The organism is Massilia endophytica, from assembly GCF_021165955.1.
GTDB classification, from domain to species: domain Bacteria; phylum Pseudomonadota; class Gammaproteobacteria; order Burkholderiales; family Burkholderiaceae_D; genus Rugamonas; species Rugamonas endophytica.
Genome location: NZ_CP088952.1, coordinates 1787201 through 1804745, shown reverse-complemented (window position 1 = coordinate 1804745; position 17545 = coordinate 1787201). Strand labels below are relative to the sequence as shown.

The 17545-nt window shown below is 65.4% G+C and carries 17 protein-coding genes; 10 read left to right on the top strand and 7 right to left on the bottom strand.

Annotation, left to right across the window (positions count from 1 at the left end):
- Positions 1–4: 4 nt before the first annotated feature.
- Entirely contained in the window at positions 5–1258 is a 1254-nt protein-coding gene (locus LSQ66_RS08145; protein WP_231769289.1) for a lipoprotein-releasing ABC transporter permease subunit, read from the bottom strand.
- Positions 1259–1345: 87 nt separating this feature from the next.
- Here LSQ66_RS08145 and LSQ66_RS08140 point away from each other — a divergent pair, with 87 nt between their 5' ends.
- Both LSQ66_RS08140 and recJ read left to right on the top strand, forming a co-directional pair.
- On the top strand, positions 1346–2347 hold the full coding sequence (locus tag LSQ66_RS08140) for a hypothetical protein (RefSeq protein ID WP_231769288.1): 1002 nt from the start codon (positions 1346–1348) through the stop codon (positions 2345–2347).
- Positions 2344–4038: a single-stranded-DNA-specific exonuclease RecJ gene (recJ, locus tag LSQ66_RS08135; RefSeq protein WP_231769287.1), complete on the top strand. Its 1695-nt coding sequence runs from the start codon at positions 2344–2346 to the stop codon at positions 4036–4038. Before LSQ66_RS08140 ends, recJ begins: the two co-directional genes overlap by 4 nt.
- Before the next feature lie 4 nt (positions 4039–4042).
- Here recJ and LSQ66_RS08130 read toward each other — a convergent pair whose 3' ends face one another.
- The 4 genes from LSQ66_RS08130 to tssF form a co-directional block, all read right to left on the bottom strand.
- The gene (locus LSQ66_RS08130) at positions 4043–4486 is read right to left on the bottom strand and encodes a YybH family protein (RefSeq protein WP_231769286.1); all 444 of its coding nucleotides are present in this window, start codon (positions 4484–4486) and stop codon (positions 4043–4045) included.
- Positions 4487–4532: 46 nt separating this feature from the next.
- On the bottom strand, positions 4533–5186 hold the full coding sequence (locus LSQ66_RS08125; protein WP_231769285.1) for a hydrolase: 654 nt from the start codon (positions 5184–5186) through the stop codon (positions 4533–4535).
- A 108-nt stretch (positions 5187–5294) separates the two neighbouring features.
- Entirely contained in the window at positions 5295–6200 is a 906-nt protein-coding gene (gene tssG, locus LSQ66_RS08120; protein WP_231769284.1) for a type VI secretion system baseplate subunit TssG, read from the bottom strand.
- Positions 6164–7801 carry a type VI secretion system baseplate subunit TssF gene (gene tssF / locus LSQ66_RS08115; RefSeq protein WP_231769283.1) on the bottom strand — a complete coding sequence of 546 codons (1638 nt, stop codon included), beginning with the start codon at positions 7799–7801 and terminating at the stop codon, positions 6164–6166. Before tssF ends, tssG begins: the two co-directional genes overlap by 37 nt.
- 127 nt (positions 7802–7928) lie before the next feature.
- Between tssF and LSQ66_RS08110 the strand changes: the two genes are divergently transcribed.
- Genes LSQ66_RS08110 through LSQ66_RS08095 form a run of 4 tightly spaced genes read left to right on the top strand, consistent with a single transcriptional unit; the run spans position 7929 to position 10231 of the window.
- Positions 7929–8366 (top strand): antitoxin Xre-like helix-turn-helix domain-containing protein, encoded by a 438-nt coding sequence (locus LSQ66_RS08110; RefSeq protein ID WP_231769282.1) that lies wholly within the window; start codon positions 7929–7931, stop codon positions 8364–8366.
- A complete protein-coding gene (locus LSQ66_RS08105) occupies positions 8366–9049 on the top strand; it encodes an RES family NAD+ phosphorylase (protein WP_231769281.1) in 684 nt (227 codons plus the stop codon). Before LSQ66_RS08110 ends, LSQ66_RS08105 begins: the two co-directional genes overlap by 1 nt.
- A gap of 19 nt (positions 9050–9068) precedes the next feature.
- Entirely contained in the window at positions 9069–9389 is a 321-nt protein-coding gene (locus LSQ66_RS08100) for a DUF2288 domain-containing protein (RefSeq protein WP_231769280.1), read from the top strand.
- Between the two features lie 5 nt (positions 9390–9394).
- Positions 9395–10231, top strand: a complete 837-nt coding sequence (locus LSQ66_RS08095; protein ID WP_231769279.1) for a DUF817 domain-containing protein — start codon at positions 9395–9397, stop codon at positions 10229–10231.
- Here LSQ66_RS08095 and LSQ66_RS08090 read toward each other — a convergent pair.
- The gene (locus LSQ66_RS08090; RefSeq protein WP_231769278.1) at positions 10216–11061 is read right to left on the bottom strand and encodes a LysR family transcriptional regulator; all 846 of its coding nucleotides are present in this window, start codon (positions 11059–11061) and stop codon (positions 10216–10218) included. The genes LSQ66_RS08095 and LSQ66_RS08090 overlap by 16 nt on opposite strands.
- A gap of 96 nt (positions 11062–11157) precedes the next feature.
- Between LSQ66_RS08090 and LSQ66_RS08085 the strand changes: the two genes are divergently transcribed.
- Positions 11158–11646 carry a lipocalin-like domain-containing protein gene (locus LSQ66_RS08085; protein WP_231769277.1) on the top strand — a complete coding sequence of 163 codons (489 nt, stop codon included), beginning with the start codon at positions 11158–11160 and terminating at the stop codon, positions 11644–11646.
- A gap of 3 nt (positions 11647–11649) precedes the next feature.
- Here the strand turns inward: LSQ66_RS08085 and LSQ66_RS08080 are convergent, their stop codons facing one another.
- Positions 11650–13680 carry a bifunctional 2',3'-cyclic-nucleotide 2'-phosphodiesterase/3'-nucleotidase gene (locus LSQ66_RS08080; RefSeq protein ID WP_231770072.1) on the bottom strand — a complete coding sequence of 677 codons (2031 nt, stop codon included), beginning with the start codon at positions 13678–13680 and terminating at the stop codon, positions 11650–11652.
- A 104-nt stretch (positions 13681–13784) separates the two neighbouring features.
- Here LSQ66_RS08080 and prfB point away from each other — a divergent pair.
- From prfB to lysS, 3 genes are all read left to right on the top strand, one after another.
- Positions 13785–14889 (top strand): peptide chain release factor 2 gene (gene prfB, locus LSQ66_RS08075; protein ID WP_231769276.1). Its coding sequence is split into 2 segments (ribosomal slippage): positions 13785–13865 and positions 13867–14889, totalling 1104 coding nucleotides; the frame shifts between segments, so codons are not numbered across the junction.
- A 3-nt stretch (positions 14890–14892) separates the two neighbouring features.
- Complete coding sequence (locus LSQ66_RS08070; RefSeq protein WP_231769275.1) at positions 14893–15573, top strand: HAD family hydrolase; 681 nt, start codon at positions 14893–14895, stop codon at positions 15571–15573.
- 23 nt (positions 15574–15596) lie between these two features.
- Positions 15597–17126 (top strand): lysine--tRNA ligase, encoded by a 1530-nt coding sequence (lysS, locus tag LSQ66_RS08065; RefSeq protein WP_231769274.1) that lies wholly within the window; start codon positions 15597–15599, stop codon positions 17124–17126.
- Positions 17127–17545 lie beyond the last annotated feature (419 nt).

Genomic DNA, 17545 nt, shown 5'->3' with positions numbered 1-17545 from the left:
CAGCTCACTCATAACGCAGCGCTTCCGCGGGCTTCACGCGCGCGGCCCACCAGCTGGGGTACAGCGTGGCCACGAAGGACAGGCCGATGGCCGTTGCGCCAATGGCCGCCACGTCCGGCCAGCGCAGGTCCGACGGCACGGCGCTGATGAAATAGATATCCTTGGACAGGAACTTCATGCCCAGCAGGCGTTCGATGGCGGGCACGATCACGTCCACATTCCAGGCCAGCAGCACGCCGCCCAATACGCCCAGCGCGGTGCCGATCACGCCCACGAGAGCACCCTGGATCACGAAGATCTTCATGATCGAGCGCGGCGAAGCGCCCAGTGTGCGCAGGATCGCGATATCGGCCTGCTTGTCCGTCACCGTCATCACCAGCGTTGCCACCAGATTGAAGGCGGCGACAGCGATGATCAGCGTGAGAATGATGAACATCATGTGCTTCTGGGTCTTCACGGCGGCAAACCAGTTGGCATTCAGCTTGGACCAGTCGCGGATCAGCAGGTTGCCCTGCATGGCCTGCTTCAGTTCAAACGCCACTTCGGGAGCGCGCTGCATGTCCGCCACTTTCAGACGCAGGCCGAAGGGGCCGGGAAGGCCGATGAGCTGCTGCCCGTCTTCCAGATGCACATAGGCCAGCGCCGAATCGAACTCGTTATGCCCGGCCTCGAAAATGCCCGCCACGGTGAAGGTGCGCATGCCGGTCGAGCCGCTGCCCTCCGCGAGAGCCAGCGCCACCTTGCCGCCCACCTTCACTTCCAGCGCGCGGGCCAGCTCCACGCCCAGCACAATATTGAAGGAGCCGGGACGCAGTTCACCGAAGCTGCCCTGCTTGATGGCGCCGATAACGTTGGACACCTTGGCCTCTTCCTCGGGCAGGATGCCGCGTATCACGGCGGGGCGTAGCACGTCGCTGCCATGCGCCAGCAGGCCCTGGGTTTCCACGAAGGGCGCGGCGCCGCGCACCTCGCGGTTGGCGAAGGCCTCGCGCGCGGTTGCGCGCCAGTCCGCCATGGGCCCGCCCATCTGGTAGATCTCGATGTGGCCCAGCACGGACAGCATGCGCTGCGTCACCTCCTTCTGGAAGCCGTTGTACACCGAGAGCACCACGATCAGGGCCGCCACGCCGAGCGCGATCCCCGCCATCGAAATGGCGGAGATGAAGGATATGAAGCTGTTGCGGCCCGAACGCTTCCCGGCGCGCGTGTAGCGCAGGCCGACCAGCCATTCATAAGGCCATTTCTGTACAAAACTCATCGAAGCGGCAGTGTTGCGATAGCGAAAGTGCGCAGTTTGCCATATAAACAGCTTTTCATGGGTCACGGGTGACGACTACAATGCCGCATGGCTTCCCTTACCCTTGTCGTGCCCTTCGGGCTTCCTCCCGCGGAGTTCGCGCCGGACCTGGTTCGGAGCATGCAGGCCCCCTCTTTAGCGGCATTGCTCTCACGCAACAAATCCCAGCAATATGTGCCTTTCGACGTGGACAGCCGCGTGCTGCCGCATGAGGCATGGCTGGCGCAGGCGCCGGGCGCGCCGCTGGCGAGCGCCGTCATGCGCGGCATGGGCATGGAGCAGGAAGCCGGGCATTGGTTCATCGTCCACCCCATCCATGTGCAGATCGCGCGCAACCACCTGGTAATGCAGGACCCGCGCCAGCTGCGCCTGGAGGAAGCGGATTCGCGCACCCTCTTCGAGTCAGTGCAGCAGCTGATCGCGGACGAGGGCAAGACCCTCCTTTACGGAAACGCCCACACCTGGTTCCTGCGCGCCGACGAATGGGCGGGGCTGGCCACAGCCTCGCCGGACGCCGCCAGCGGCGTCAACCTCGCAGACTGGATGCCGACGGGCGACGCCGCCCGCAGCTTCCGCCGCCTGCAGAACGAGGTGCAGATGCTATGGCACGAGCATCCCGTCAACGAGGCGCGCGCCGCCCGCAAGCTGCCAGCGGTGAACTCCTTCTGGCTGTGGGCCGGTTCGCCAGCGCCGGCAGCGGCTGCGCCATCGGGTCTGGCCGTGATCGAGGGGCCGGACTGGATGAACGCCCTCGCCTCCGGCAAGCTGCAGGATGCGCGGGTGGAAGACGTGCTGGCGAAAGGCCGCAGCGCCGTGCTGGCGCAGCTGCTGGACGCAGGCCTGTCGGGCGACTGGTCCTCCTGGCTGCTGAACATGCAGGACCTCGACCAGCAATGGTTCGCGCCCGTGCTGGAGGCCCTGCGCGCTGGCCGCATCGACGAAGTGACCCTGATCCTCAGCCACCGCGATGGATGGACGGAGTTCCGAACGGGTAGAATGTCGCTGCGCCGATTCTGGCGCCCGGTGAACCTGAAAAAGCTGTCAACATGACCCGTATTGCAATCCGCCCCTGCCCGTTCCGCGAATCGGAGATGCTGCGCCAGGGGGGAGTTCACCCCGTGCTCGCGCGCCTGTATGCCTCGCGCGGCCTCACCGATCCCCGCGAGCTTTCCAGCGAACTGGCGGCCCTGATTCCTCCGCCCGGCCTGCTGCATATCGGCGCCGCGGCCGTGTTCCTGGCCGATTCCATCGCGGCGCGCAAGCGCATGGTCATCGTTGCGGACTACGACTGCGACGGCGCCACCGCCTGTGCCACGGCCCTGCGCGGCCTGCGGGCCATGGGCGCGGACGTGGATTTCATCGTGCCGAACCGCTTCGAGTACGGCTATGGCCTCACGCCGGAAATCGTGGCCCTGACGGCACGCGAGAAGTCGCCGGACATCATCATCACCGTGGACAACGGCATCGCCAGCATCGAAGGCGTTGAGGAAGCGAAGCGGCGCGGCATCGACGTGGTGGTGACGGACCACCACCTGCCCGGCGAGAAGCTGCCGGACGCGCGCGTCATCGTGAACCCGAACCAGCCTGCCTGCGGCTTCCCCTCCAAGCACCTGGCGGGTGTGGGCGTGGTGTTCTATGTGCTGCTGGCGCTGCGCGCGGAGCTGCGCCGCCGCGGCGCGTTCGATGCCCAGACCCAGCCCAAGCTGGATTCCCTGCTCGACCTGGTGGCCCTGGGCACCGTGGCGGACGTGGTCAAGCTGGATTCGAACAACCGTATTCTTGTGGCGCAGGGCCTGAAGCGCATGCGCGCGGGCCGCATGCACGCCGGTATCGCCGCTCTCTTCCGCGTCGCGGGACGGCAGGCGCGCAGCGCGACGCCGTTCGACCTGGGCTTCGCCCTGGGCCCGCGCCTGAACGCGGCCGGGCGGCTGGAGGACATGTCCTTCGGTATCGAATGCCTGATCACGGACGACGAAGGCCGCGCCTGGGCGCTGGCGCAGCGGCTCAACGAAATCAACCTGCAGCGGCGCGAGATCGAGGCCGAGATGCAGGATACGGCCATGCTGCACCTGGACGCCTTCGAGCCCGCAGGCAGCACCACCATTACGGTGTTCGACGAGACCTGGCACCAGGGCGTGATCGGCATTGTGGCCTCTCGCCTGAAGGAGAAGTTCTACCGCCCCACCATCACCTTCGCTCCGGCGGGCGATGGCTGGATCAAGGGCTCGGGGCGCTCCATCACCGGCTTCCACCTGCGCGATGCGCTGGACCTGGTGTCCAAACGCGCGCCCTCGCTGATCGACAAATTCGGCGGCCACGCCATGGCCGCTGGCCTCAGCATCCGCGCCGAAGCCTTCGACGCTTTCTCCAAAGCCTTCGAGGAAGTGGGCCGCTCACTGCTCAGCGCCCACCAGCTGGAGCGCGTGATCGAAACGGACGGCCCGCTGGAAGACCACTACTACACCACCCAGTTCATCGAACTGATGGACGGCCAGGTCTGGGGCCAGGGCTTCGCCCCGCCTGTGTTCTGCGACGAGTTCCGCGTGGTGAGCCAGCGCATCCTGAAAGAGCGCCACCTCAAGCTGCTGGTGGAAAAAAATGGCGCGCGCTACGACGCCATCTGGTTCGGCCGCACGGACGGCCTGAGCGAACGCGCCCGCATCGCCTTCCGCCTCGACGCGAACGAATACAACGGCACCACCAAGGTGCAGTTGATGGTCGAACACGCCGAACCGGCGTAAGGCTTCAGGGCTTCTTGCAGTCGCAGAGCTGTTCGCCGCGGTCGAACACCACGCGCCATTTGCCGTCCGGCTCCAGCCGCCACACCGAATTGAAGCGGCTGAACACCTTGCCGTTCGGGTCGTAGACCGGGCCGGAGGTATAGGCCAGCGTGCCGGAGGCCACCACTTCCACCTGGTCCGGTTCCCACGAGAACGGGGCGTTCGGACTGTCGTAATAGCGCTTCCAGGCGGCGGCGATGGCTTCCTTGCCGCGCAGCGCGCGCGGTCCTGCGTTGAAGATCGCCTCGTCCGCGAGGAAGGACTTGAAGGCGGCATGGTCGCGCGCCTTCATGGTGGCGGCAAAGGCGCGCTCCGTATCGGCCACCTGCTGGGAGAGATCGGGAGCGGCGAAGGCGCCCGACATCGACGATGCCAGCGCCAGCGCCACGAGGTTTCGGTAAAGGCTCATCCAAATTCCTTTGATTTGATTGGAGGAGCCCCGATGCTACCGCGAATCAGTGGCCTTCGGAAGCGTTGAACATCGACTTCGCGTAGATCAGGCCCAGGCCGTAGGCGCCGCCGTGTTCGACCGAGGTCTTCACGGTTTCGTCGTAGGTTTCGCCGCGCGCCCAGTCGCGCTGCAGTTCGAGCAGGTACTGGAGGGACGTGATGGGACGCGCGCCCGCCTGCACCATGCGCTGCACGGCGCGCTCGTGGGCTTCGTCCGTGATATCGCCGGAGGCATCGGTAATCACGAAGACTTCGAAGCCCTGGTCCAGCGCGGAGAGCGCGGGTCCAACGACGCAGACCGAGGTCCAGAGGCCGGCGATGACGATGCGATCCTTGCCGATTTCGTTCACGCGGTCGGCAATGCGCTGGTCCTCCCAGGTGTTCATGGTAGTGCGGTCGATGGGCTTCTGGTCCGGGAACACGGACTGGATCTCGTCGTAGATCGGGCCGGAGAAGGATTCGGCGGCCACCGTGGTGAGGATGGTCGGCACCTTGAATTCGCGGGCCGCCTTGGCCACCAGGGCCGTGTTGTTGCGCAGGACGGTGGCGTCGATGGACTTGGTGGCGAAGGACATCTGGGATTGGTGGTCGATCAAGATCAGGGTGTGATCGTTACCGTTGATGAGCTGTTTGCCTGCTTGGGCTTTTGCGACTGGCATGATGAATCCTTTCGATAGTGGTTTGTCGAGTACTTCGTTCAGTTATGTGCTGCTGATGGAACGAAGTATGGACGCCATCGAAGGAAAAGAAAAACGGAAAGATTACCGTTATATCATCGAATTTTTCGAAAGACTGTAAACGGCGTCTTCGCGCACTTCCGCGGCCGCCGGCGAGACCAGGAAGGTGTCGAAGCCGAGGCGCACTCCCTCCCCGCCCAGCCTGGGACTGCACACGGCATCGGGCGACAGCAGCAGGCGCACTTCGCAGCGCAAGGGACCGAGCGCGAACTCGCCCACCATGTCCGCCAGCGCCGCCGCCCCGGAACTGCCGGGAAGGAAGCGTTCGAAGTCCTCAGCCCCGAGTGGTCCCAGGCGCAGGCCGAATTTGCCCGAGCGGTTCCAGATGCGCTGCCCCAGCGCCATGCTTCCGAGTGCGCTGTTGGCGCAGCCCAGGGAAACACGGTCGCGCTCCGCCAGCATCTGCCATCCACCCGCAAACTGCGCCAGCTCCACGGGAACGCCGAAATGGTCCTCGAGGGCCGCGCCCAGCGCCTCGGCGGACACGGTCGCCCTGCGCAGGGCTCCGGCATGGAAGGCGGCGCGCTCCGGCGTATCCGCGCCGCGTTCGCCCGCCAGCGCCAGCAGGGCGCCCAGGAATGCGTCCGTACCGGATTCACGGTCGAACTCGGGGCGGCGCCTGCGCCATGCCTCCGCATACAAGGCCACACTGCGCGAGGAAAGCACATCGAGAAAGGCCAGCGGAGCCAGGTCCTGCGTTTGCGCCGCATGCCGCAGCAGGCGGTCCGTATAGTGGAATGGCAGCACGCCGCTTGCGCCCAGCAGGCCGATGAAGGCGGGCACGACATGCAGCGGATCGTTCTTCACCGACGCGAGATCGCGCACGGCGAACGCCAGCGATGGGTCGTTGCCGAAGGCCGCCTCCCCGCCCTGCCTGCGCAGGAGCTGGAACAGCGTGATCAGATCAGCTGCAGCTTGCCGTTGCGCGGCTGGCATCGCAGCAGTTCCTCTCCGCTCGCGGCCGACACGAGCACCAGGCGGGTAAAGCTGTTCAGGTGCACGTAGAGGCCGAGGAAGCGGTCCATCACTTCGGCAAACAGGTGCAGGCCGCAGCCCGCCAGCGCCGCCTCGTCCACATGCAAGCGCACCTCCACGCCGTGCAGTTCAGCGGTGCCGTGCCGGTCGCGCAGGGTCACCACGGCGGGACGGTGTTCGAGCGCCCTGATGGCGCCGATCTGCCGCTGCGAGGACGGCGAGCGCGCCACGTCGTACAGCGCCAGCATCTCAAGGAAAGGCTCCAGCCCTTCCCGCACAAGGGAGCGGGTGGCGAGAGAAAGATGCGACACCAGGCGCCAGTGGCTGCCCGCCGCCTGCGGCGTGCGGTGCGGCATGGTGGGCTGGCGCAGCAGCACGCCCCTTGCCGCGCCGCCCAGCGCCGCGCCGGGACGCAGGCTGCGCGCCACGTCGCGGTTGCTGCAGGTAAGGCCAATCGTGGCCACCGCCCTCTGTTCCGGCTCGCGGCTGAAGGCGATGCTCACCTCGTAGCCCGGCGTGGCGCGCGCGCGGGCGGGATCGCGCCGCTCCAGCCAGTAGCGGCCTCCCGGCTCGTCGTGGCGGCGGGTGTAGAAGGGATGGTATTCCTCAGGGCCGAGCCTCACCCTGTCGATGCTGTAGATCTCGAAGTCTTCCGGCCTCGCCGCGTTGACCATCACCTGGTAATGGCTGCGGCCATGGTCGACCAGGAAAGGCGTGGCGGCCATGGGGAAGAGATTGACCACCGGCGCGCAGCGCGTCAGCAGGTGTTCGGCGCCGAGGGGCCACAGCATGCGCGCCAGCAGCGTACCGGCGCCCGCGCCGTCGAGCCGCAGGTCGAGCGTGGCTTCCTGCGCCCCGGCCGCAGCCGAGAGGTCCAGATCCAGGAAGTTGAACTTCTCCGGAAAGCCGAAGAACTCGCTGACGATGCGGCAGCCCTCGTGCTGCCTCGGCCCCTGCGGCAGCAACGCATCGGGCGCATCGAAGCCGACGGCCCGCACCGGAGTGCGGTCCAGCAGGCTTTCCCGGCCTTCGGCCGAGAGCACCGCCTGCGACACGCGCAGCAGCAGGCTGTCGCGCAGGGCGGCGCAGAAGGCAGGCTCCCCATCGAGGAAGATGCGCAGCGTGGAAGGAAGCGGCTGGCCGCCGCCATCGATGCCGATCCGGATGGCGCCATCCAGGAATTGGGCGCTGCTGATGGCCGCGCGGTCCGGCTGCACCTGCCCGCCCAGGCGGAAGCTGCAGCCCCGCCCTGCCGTATGAACGATTTCGCCCGCACTGGCGCCCTCGCCGAAACGGGCAATCGAGCAGGAAGGGAAGCTGCGCAGGTAGTGGGGATAGAGCACGTGGAACAGCGCCTCCACGTACAGCGGATATTCCTGGTGCAGGCGGCGGGCAGTGCGGGCGTTCAGCAGCGCCACGCCCTGGATCAGCCGCTGCACATGGGGGTCGCTTCCCTCGCCCGCCAGGCGCCCCGCCAGCCGGGGATAGCGCCGTCCGAACTCCTCGCGGGTGCGTTCGAAGCCATCCAGCTCGGCCTCGGCGTAAGGGAATAGCTGATCCATAAGATATTCCTCCAGGCAATTGGGCCATCTTGGCATTGCCTAGGTTCAAGCCATTTGAGCAAACGCAAAGATCTTACTTGCAATGAGTCCGGAATTGGAGTATAAATAATCCATATACGGAGGAACTATGCACGCCGCCCATGCCTACCCCAAGAGCCGCTTCGAACCGGTCATGCCGGTCGACCTCAGCGCCAAGGAAGAGCGCGAGCGCCTGTCCCGCTCGGCCCTGAAAGGCTTTTTCAAGCTGGCCGCCGCCTGGAAGCTGCGCGACGACGATGCGCGCGAGCTGCTCGGGGGCCTGTCCAGCAGCGCCTACTACGAGTGGAAGAAGAATCCCGACCGTGTGCTGGAGGTGGACCGCATCACACGCATCTCCTACCTGCTGGGCATCTACAAGTCCCTGCACATCATCTACGGCGACAAGCTGGCGGACGAATGGGTCAGCCTGCCGAACCGGAACGCCATTTTCGGCGGCCGCAGCCCGCTGGCCTATATGGTGGCGGGCGGCCTGCTCTCCATGCAGACCGTGCGCAAGCTGGTCGACGCGCGGCGCGGAGGGCTGTAGTGCCCGCCCTGCCGCCCCTGCGCCTGCTGCGTCAATTCGACACCTGCCGCCTGATCCCTTCCCGCTTCGCGGACGTGGAAGACTCCGTCCTCGCGCCCCTGGCCGACAGCGACGCCGAACTGCGCGACCTGTTCGAGCTCGATAACGCCACCAACGCCCGCCTCTCGGCCGAGCATGGCGGCGCGCCCGGCATCGGCATCGATGAACTGCTGTTCTACGTGCCGAACTACCGCATCGTGAACGCCGCCTTTACCTACGCCCGGCCCGAGGGCAGCCGCTTCAACGACGGCGAGCGTGGCGCCTGGTACTGCGCCTTCGAGGCCGATACCGCGCTGGCCGAAATCATCTTCCACAAGACGGTGGAGTACGCGGAGATCGGCCGCTTCGACGACAGCGTGAGCTACCAGGCCATGCTGGCCGACTTCACCGCAGAGTTCCACGACATCCGCGGCCTGGAGCAGTTCGCCTCCTGCCTGGCGCCGGACAGCTATGTGGAATCCCAGAAGCTGGCCGAACGGCTGCTGGGGGAGGGCTCCACGGGCATCATCTACCCCAGCGTGCGGCGCGCGGGCGGCACCAACCTGGCCTGTTTCCGCCCCGCCCTGGTGGGCAATGTTCGCAAAGGGGCATCCTATCGGCTAACATGGGAAGGTAGCCCCACGCCGCGCGTGGCGCAAATTTGACGATTTTTCCCGACTCATCATGCAAACCAATCCCAATAACGACCTCGAACTGCACCAGAAAGTGAACCGCGAGACCGCGCGCCTCCCTTGGACGGAGCTCATGCGCCACTTCGCCTCCGGCAATGTGGTGTGGGTCTCCAGCGACCTGGACCTGATCGACGTGGCCGTGCGCATCGCGCACGACGACAAGGCCACCGTGACCCTGTGGATGGCAAACGGCAAGATTTCCAAGGTCTCCGACCGGCAGGCCCAGGGCTGGCTGGAAACGGATGCCTCGCTGTGGGCCAGCGTTGTCAGCCCCTTCATCCTCGTGCAAGAAGACAAGCCCAAGGTTCACTGATCCGCATGCTCGCACGGATCGACGCCCACCTGACCGACTCCGCGCCGCGCCAGCTCGGGTTCGCGCGGCCCTTCATCGAGTTCCTCTACTTCGGCATCAAGGAAGCGCGCGCCTGCCTCTTCGTGGGCCTGTTCTTCCTGGCCGTCTTCAGCGTGCCGCGCGCCGGCCTGTTCGGCATTGCGCGCTACGACCTGCTCCTGATCATCGCCGTGGCCATCCAGCTGGGCATGGTGGCCAGCAAGCTGGAAACCTGGGACGAGCTGAAGGCGGTGTGCCTCTTCCATGCGGTGGGCTTCGTGCTGGAAGTGTTCAAGGTTTCCGGCAGCATCCAGTCGTGGAGCTATCCGGATGCGGCGTACACCAAAGTCTTCGGCGTGCCCCTTTTCTCCGGCTTCATGTACGCCGCCATCGGCAGCTACATCATCCAGGCCTGGCGCCTGCTGGACCTGCGCGTGCGCCACCATCCGCCGCACTGGATGGCATGGCTGATCGCCATCCTGATCTACGTGAACTTCTTCACCCACCACTACATCGGCGACTACCGCTGGTATCTCGCCGCCTGCGCCCTGGGCCTCTACGCCCGCACCACGATCATCTTCCGCCCGCTGGACCGCGACCGCCAGATGCCCCTGCTGCTCGGCTTCGTGCTGACCGGCTTCTTCATCTGGATGGCCGAGAACATCGGCACCTTCTGGGGCGTGTGGCGCTATCCGAACCAGCTGGGCGCCTGGTCCATGGTCCATGTGAGCAAGTGGAGCTCATGGTCGCTGCTGGTCATCATGACCTTCACCATCGTGGCGAACCTCAAGCACATCAAGGCCCGGATTCACATCCCGGACTGATCGAACAGGGCGATGATCCGGTCCGCCACCGCCCGTACGGGCGGCGAGCGCCGCACGTCTTCGTGCATCACCAGCCACAGCTCGCGCTTCACTGGGCAGTCCTGCACGGCGGCCAGGCCCTCCGCCATATAGTCCGGCAGCACAGCCACGCCGCAGCCTGCAAGGGCGGCATGGCGCAGGCTGGCCAGGTCGTTCGAGCGCAGCACATAGCGCCGGCCTCCCCGCACGCTCTCCAGCCACGCATGCTGGGGCGTGTGCTCAAGCTGCGCATCGTAGCCGAGGAACTCCCAGTCGGCGGCATCCCTGCCCTGCACATAGTCTTCGCTGCCGCACAGCGCGTAGCCCACCGTGGCAAGCTGCTTCACCACCAGTCCCGGAGATGAAGGCCGCTGGAAGCGCAAGGCGATGTCGGACTCGCGCCGGGCCAGGTCCGTGTTATGGGTTTCCGCGCGCAGATCGAGCTCGATGGACCCGAGCGCGGGCAACGCATCGCGCAGCCTGGGCGCCAGGAGCCAGGCCGCCAGCGCAGGCGGCGCCGACACACGCACCGTGCCTTTCAGCTCGGCCGATCCGCTGGCGGCGCGCATGAGGGCATGCAGATCCTCCTCCATGCGCTGAGCGTGGGGCATCAGTTCGTGGCCCGCCTGCGTCAGCGACCAGCCGCGCGGCAGGCGGTCGAACAGGCGCACGCCGAGCGCCGCTTCGAGGGCTTCCAGGCGGCGCGCCACCGTCGAATGCTCGACGCCGCAGGCGCGGGCCGCCCCGGAGAGGCTGCCCGCCATGTGCACGGCGACGAAAAAGCGCAGGTCGTTCCAGTCGGGAGTATTCATCCGTGCAATTATGCACAGATTGGGCGCGAAGATTGGGAATTCCGGTTCATTGCGCACAGAGATAAGGTGGAAGCTCTACTCACAACGGAGCTTTTCATGAAGTTTCTCCTCTTCCCTGTCTGCCTGCTCACCGCACAGATCGTTGCGGCGGCGCCCTCCGCCGCGCCCTTCCCTCTCTCCGGAACGTGGACGCTGCAGGCCGCCGACCAGCTGCTTCCGGACGGCAGCCGCGCGCACGACTACGGCGACGCGCCGCGCGGCCTGCTGATCGTCGATGCGGAGGGCCGCTATTCCTTGCAGATTTTCAGTTCGGAGCGCAAGCGCTTCGCCAGCAGCGATAAATCGCAGGCCAGCGCAGGCGAGTTCCAGTCCGCCGTGATGGGTTCGAGCACGCATTTCGGCGCCATCGCCATCGACGCGGCCAAGGGCACGCTGACCTTCAGCATCGAAGGCGCTTCTTTCCCGAACTGGGAGGGCACGCGCCAGGAACGCCCCTATACCCTGAAGGACGATGTGCTGAGCTACCAGGTGCCTGTACGCGCTAACGGCCGTACGCCAATCTCGGTCTGGCGGCGCCTGCGCTGAGGGTCAGCGCGACAGGTCGATGGCGTAGAGCGCGAAGCCCTTGCCCTGCCCGTCGTCCGCCTTCAGCTGGGTGATGTTGGACAGCCCGGCGGCGCGCGCCAGATCGAGCTTGCCCGGAGCGGAGTGGAAGACGATGGGCCCTTTCGCGGCCACCGGAACGAAGCTCCAGCTGCGCGCGCCCTCCGCGGGTTTCAGCTCTTTCGCCGCCTGGATATAGGCGATCAGCACCTCGCGGTTGTTGTCCGGCGAGGCCACCACGGTCTTGCTGCCGTCCAGGCCGGGGAAAAAGCCGCCGCCGCTGGCGCGGTAATTGTTGGTCGCCACCAGGAACTCCTGGGATGGCGCTACAGGAGCGCCCTTGTACTCCAGGTTGCGGATGCGGCTGCCAGGCGGCTGGGTCACGTCGATCTGGTAGCGCACCTGCGGGTCGGTGATCATGTCGAAGTTATAGCCGGGGAAGCCGGTGTTGACCAGTTCCTGCGGCGCGGTCCTGGACGGGTCGATGGTATTGAAGCGCTCCGCGGCCTTCTCCAGCCAGCTCTTGAGCTCAGCGCCATTGATCTTCACGCCGTGCAGCGCATTCGGGTAGAGATAGAGGTCGGCCGCGTTGTTCAGGGCCACAGGGCCCGGCGCTACGTCCGTGTAGTCCGTCACCCCGGCCGATCCCGCCTTGAAGGGCGAGGACATCGACAGCACGGGCAGCGCGGCATACTGCGGCAGGCTGGCCTGCACATAACGCGCAAGGTAGCCGGCCTGCGCCTGGTTCACCAGCTGCACGGCGCTCACGTCGCCCACGTCGGCGAAGTAGGTGGACATGCGGTAGCTGGCGGTGCCGATGGGCGTTTTCACGTAGCGGATGGTTTCTTCGTGCTCCTGCGCCAGCAGCGGCGCAATGGCGGGATCGGCTTCGGCGTAACGCTTGTCCCCCACCTGGGTGGCGCGCACCTCGACGCGGGTGAGCTCCTTTTGCACGACCCAGCGCTTGCCGTCATGGCGCAGCTGCAGCGAGATCACGCCGAGATGCTTGCCCCACAGGCTTGGCATCACCGTCGGCACGCCGTGCACCGTGCCTTTGGCTTTGTCCACGCCGGGCAGGCTGAATTGGGGCACCGTGCTGGCCGCATTCGGGAACTGCTGGTGCGAGTGGCCGATCAGCATGGCGTCAATGCCCGGCACCCGGGCGAGGTGCCAGCTGCCGTTTTCCATGGTGGGCGAATAGGGACTGTCGTCCAGGCCCGCGTGCGAGATCGCCACCACGAGATCGGCGCCCTGCGCGCGCATCTCGGGGAGGTATTTTTGCGCCGTTTCGCGCACGCCTTCGGTGTAGACACGGCCTTCCAGCCAGCGCTTGTCCCAGCTCATGATGGTGGGCGGCGCGAAGGCGATGATGCCCACCTTGACCGTGGCCTCCACGGCCTTGCCGTCCGGGCCCAGGGCCTGCACGCGCTTTTCGATGATGTGCCAGGGCTTGAACAGGGGCTTGCGCGACTTCAGGCTGTAGACATTGGCCAGCACCTGCGGGAAGGTGGGACCGGCGCAGGCAGGTTTCGCGGGATCGACGCCATCCACGTCGAAACGCTGGCCCGTCACCTGGCTGAGGAAGGCCAGGCCGTAATTGAAATCGTGGTTGCCGATGCCGCTGCCTTCGTAGCCCAGGGCATTGAAGGCCTTGTAGATGCCCAGCACCTGTTTGCAGTCGACCGGCTTCACGAGGGCCTGGTAGTCGGCCAGCGCCGTGCCCTGGATGGTGTCGCCATTGTCCAGCAGGACGGTGTTGGGGAATTCGGCGCGCGCCTGGCGGATCAGGGTCGCGGTGCGCTCCAGGCCCAGGGAGGCGTCGGGCGCGAGCTTGTAATAGTCATAACTCAGCACATTCGAGTGCAGGTCCGTCGTTTCCAGCAGGGCCAGGGTGGCGGTGCTGCCGGGCGGCGCGCCCTGGGGAAGCGTGCTGCAGCCCAGGAGCAGGACGGGGAGGCAGGCGGACAGGCGGGTGGCGATGCGCATGGACAAAGGGGCAAGATGGCGACGCTGCATCATACGCAGAGTGCGGGAGCGCAGCAAGCGCCCCTCCTTCGGCAGAGCTGGCCTCCTAGGGTATAATCTAAGGTTTGATTGCACTCTACAGATAAAGAAAAGCCATGGAAGCCGAACGCATCAATTCCCTCTCCGCCCTGCTCGCCGATCTCACGACCCGCGAAGCCGAACTTCGGAGGTATCTTTGACTTCGACAAGAAGTCGGAGAAACTGGAACAACTGAACGCCGAGCTGGAAGACCCAGCCGTCTGGAACGACCCGAAACGCGCCCAGGACATGGGCCGCGAGAAGAAGGCTCTGGAAGCCATCGTGCTCACCCTGGAGAAAGCCAAGAGCGATCTGGGCGACGCGCAGGAGCTCTTCGAGATGGGCAAGGAAGAAGGCGACGACGACACGCTCGAAGCGGTGATCGGCGACACCGAAGAAATCAAGAAGGTCATCGAAGGCCTGGAATTCCGCCGGATGTTCAATAATCCGATGGACCCGAACAACTGCTTCATCGACATCCAGGCCGGCGCAGGCGGCACGGAAGCCCAGGACTGGGCCTCCATGCTGCTGCGCCAGTACCTGCGCTATTGCGAACGCAAGGGCTTCAAGGTCGAGGTGCTGGAAGAATCCGAGGGCGAGGTGGCAGGCATCAAGACCGCCACCCTGAAAGTGGAAGGCGACTACGCCTACGGCCACCTGCGCACCGAAACGGGCGTGCACCGCCTGGTGCGCAAGTCGCCCTTCGACAGCGCCAACGGCCGCCACACCTCGTTTACCTCCCTGTTCGTCTACCCCGAGGTGGACGACTCCATCGAGATCGAGATCAACCCGGCGGACCTGCGCATCGACACCTACCGCGCATCCGGCGCGGGCGGCCAGCACATCAACAAGACCGATTCCGCCGTGCGTATCACGCACGCGCCGTCCGGCATCGTGGTGCAGTGCCAGAACGACCGCTCGCAGCACCGCAACAAGGCCGAGGCGATGGACATGCTGAAGGCCAAGCTGTACGAGCAGGAGCTGCGCAAGCGCATGAGCGAGCAGCAGAAGCTGGAAGACTCCAAGACCGACGTGGGCTGGGGTCACCAGATCCGCTCCTACGTGCTGGACCAGTCCCGCATCAAGGACCTGCGCACAGGCTTCGAGACCGGCAATACGAAAAACGTGCTGGACGGCGACCTGGACGATTTCATCGCCGCCTCCCTCAAGCAAGGCGTATAAGCCATGACTGCACCGCAGCGCGCGTTCATCTTCGACATGGACGGCACCATCGTCGACAACATGGCCTTCCATACGAAGTCCTGGCTGGAGTTCTTCTCGCGCCGCGGCCACACCGTGGACGCGGACGAATTCTTCCGCCGCACGGCGGGCCGCCAGGGCCACGAGATCATGCGCACCTACCTGGGTGAGCACATCACGAAGGAAGACAGCGTGCTGCTGGATGCGGAGAAGGAAGAGCTGTACCGCGAGCTGTACGCGCCCCACCTGGAAGCGGTGGCGGGCTTCGACGAGTTCATCGCGAAGGCCCAGGAAGCGGACGTGCGCCTGGCCGTGGCCACGGCCGCGCCGCCCGCCAATATCGTCTTTACGCTGGACGGCCTGGACCTGCGCCGCCATTTCGACGCCGTGGTCGGCGCGGCCGACGTGGCGCGCGGCAAGCCGGAACCGGACGTGTTCCTGCTGGCGGCCGAACGCTGCGGCGCCGCGCCCGCGGACTGCATCGTGTTCGAAGACGCGCCCCTGGGCGTGGAAGCGGCTCGCCGCGCAGGCATGCGCTGCGTGGTGCTGAGCACCACCCTGCCCGCCACCGCCTTCGCCGAATTCGACAACGTGCTGTGCATCGTGCGCGACTTCAGCGAACTCAATATCGCCGAGCTGCTCTCCGGCAGCCCGGCCAACAACTAAATCCCATCAACACCACTACCACCATGACTACGGAAAATCACGATCAGGCGCCAGGCCAGGACGACAACAAAATCATCGCCGAACGCCGCGCCAAGCTGGCTGCGATCCGCGAGAAAGGCGTCGCCTTCCCGAACGACTTCACGCCCCAACACAAGGCAGCGGACCTGCATGTGCAGTACGGCGGGAAATCGCGCGAGGAGCTGGAAGCCGCGCCCGTGACCGTAACCCTGGCTGGCCGCATGATGCTGAAGCGCGAGGCAGGCAAGAAGGCCGCCTTCGCCACCCTGCAGGATTCCTCCGGCCAGCGCGCCGACGGCCGCATCCAGATCTACGCCACCCTGGACCTGACCGGCGAAGCCGCCATGGAAGCGCTGCACCACTACGACCTGGGCGACATCCTGGGCGTGACCGGCACCCTGTTCAAGACCAAGACCGACGAACTGACCATCAAGGTCAGCGAACTGCGCCTCATCACCAAGTCCCTGCGCCCACTGCCGGACAAGTTCCACGGCCTGGCCGACCAGGAAACCAAGTACCGCCAGCGCTACGTGGACCTGATCATGAACGAGGAGACCCGCCGCACCTTCAAGGCGCGCACGGCTGCCATTTCCTCGATCCGCCGCTTCATGGAGAAGAACGACTTCATGGAAGTGGAAACCCCAATGCTGCACCCGATTCCGGGCGGCGCGGCGGCAAAGCCCTTCATCACCCACCACAACGCGCTGGACATGCAGATGTTCCTGCGCATCGCGCCTGAGCTCTACCTGAAGCGCCTGGTGGTGGGCGGTTTCGACCGCGTGTTCGAGATCAACCGCAACTTCCGCAACGAAGGCGTGTCGATCCGCCACAACCCCGAATTCACGATGATGGAGTTCTACGCGGCCTACACGGACTACGAGTGGATCATGACCTTCACGGAGTCCGTGATCCGCCAGGCCGCAGTGGATGCCCACGGTTCGGCCGTGCTGACCTACGGCGGCCGGGAGCTGGACCTCTCCAAGCCCTTCCACCGCCTCACCATCGTCGGCGCCATCAACAAGTACGCGCCGCACTACACCGAAGCGCAGCTGAACGACGAAGCCTTCCTCAAGGCGGAACTGCTGAAATTCGGCGTGAAGCCGCACGCCCACTCGGGCCTGGGCGCGCTGCAACTGGGCCTGTTCGAGGAAACGGCGGAAGCGCAGCTGTGGGAGCCGACCTTCATCATCGACTACCCGGCCGAGGTATCGCCGCTGGCGCGCGCATCCGACACCCGTGCCGGCATCACCGAGCGCTTCGAGCTGTTCATGGTGGGCCGCGAAATCGCCAACGGCTTCTCGGAGCTGAACGATCCCGAAGACCAGGCCGCGCGCTTCCTGGCGCAGGTTGAGGCGAAGGAGGCCGGTGACGACGAAGCCATGTTCTACGACGCCGACTACATCCGCGCCCTGGAATACGGCATGCCGCCCGCCGGCGGCTGCGGCATCGGCATCGACCGCCTCATGATGCTGCTCACCGACTCGCCCAACATCCGCGACGTCCTCCTCTTCCCGCACCTGCGCCGCGAAGACTGATCCTTCCTCGTTCAATCAAGAAGCCGCCCTGCCCCGCAGCGCGGCTTTTTTTCTTATGGGGTGTCCGTATCTGTTTTTTCCATTCTTACTAAAACCTGCGATTTCATACTATTTCGCGATAGACCCCGCTAATTCGTACTACTCAGACTTCGGGAACTAAACCTTGGCAATCGCCTCTAAAGATTACGAACGGCAGTTTTAGTAAGTATTAGCGCGTTATAGCAGGTTCCCGCGGGATTTAGCGGCGTTTAGTAAAACCCGTTTTTTCAGAAAGGTACCCCATGTCTAGCGATGACCTCACAATGCCCCTCCGCGTGCCAGCCGAGCTGCTGTAAGAACTTGGCGACTTCACCGGCTATTTCTGGTCGGACTTCCGGCTCGAACCAATCATCTGCGACGCGATCCGGGCCTACATGAAA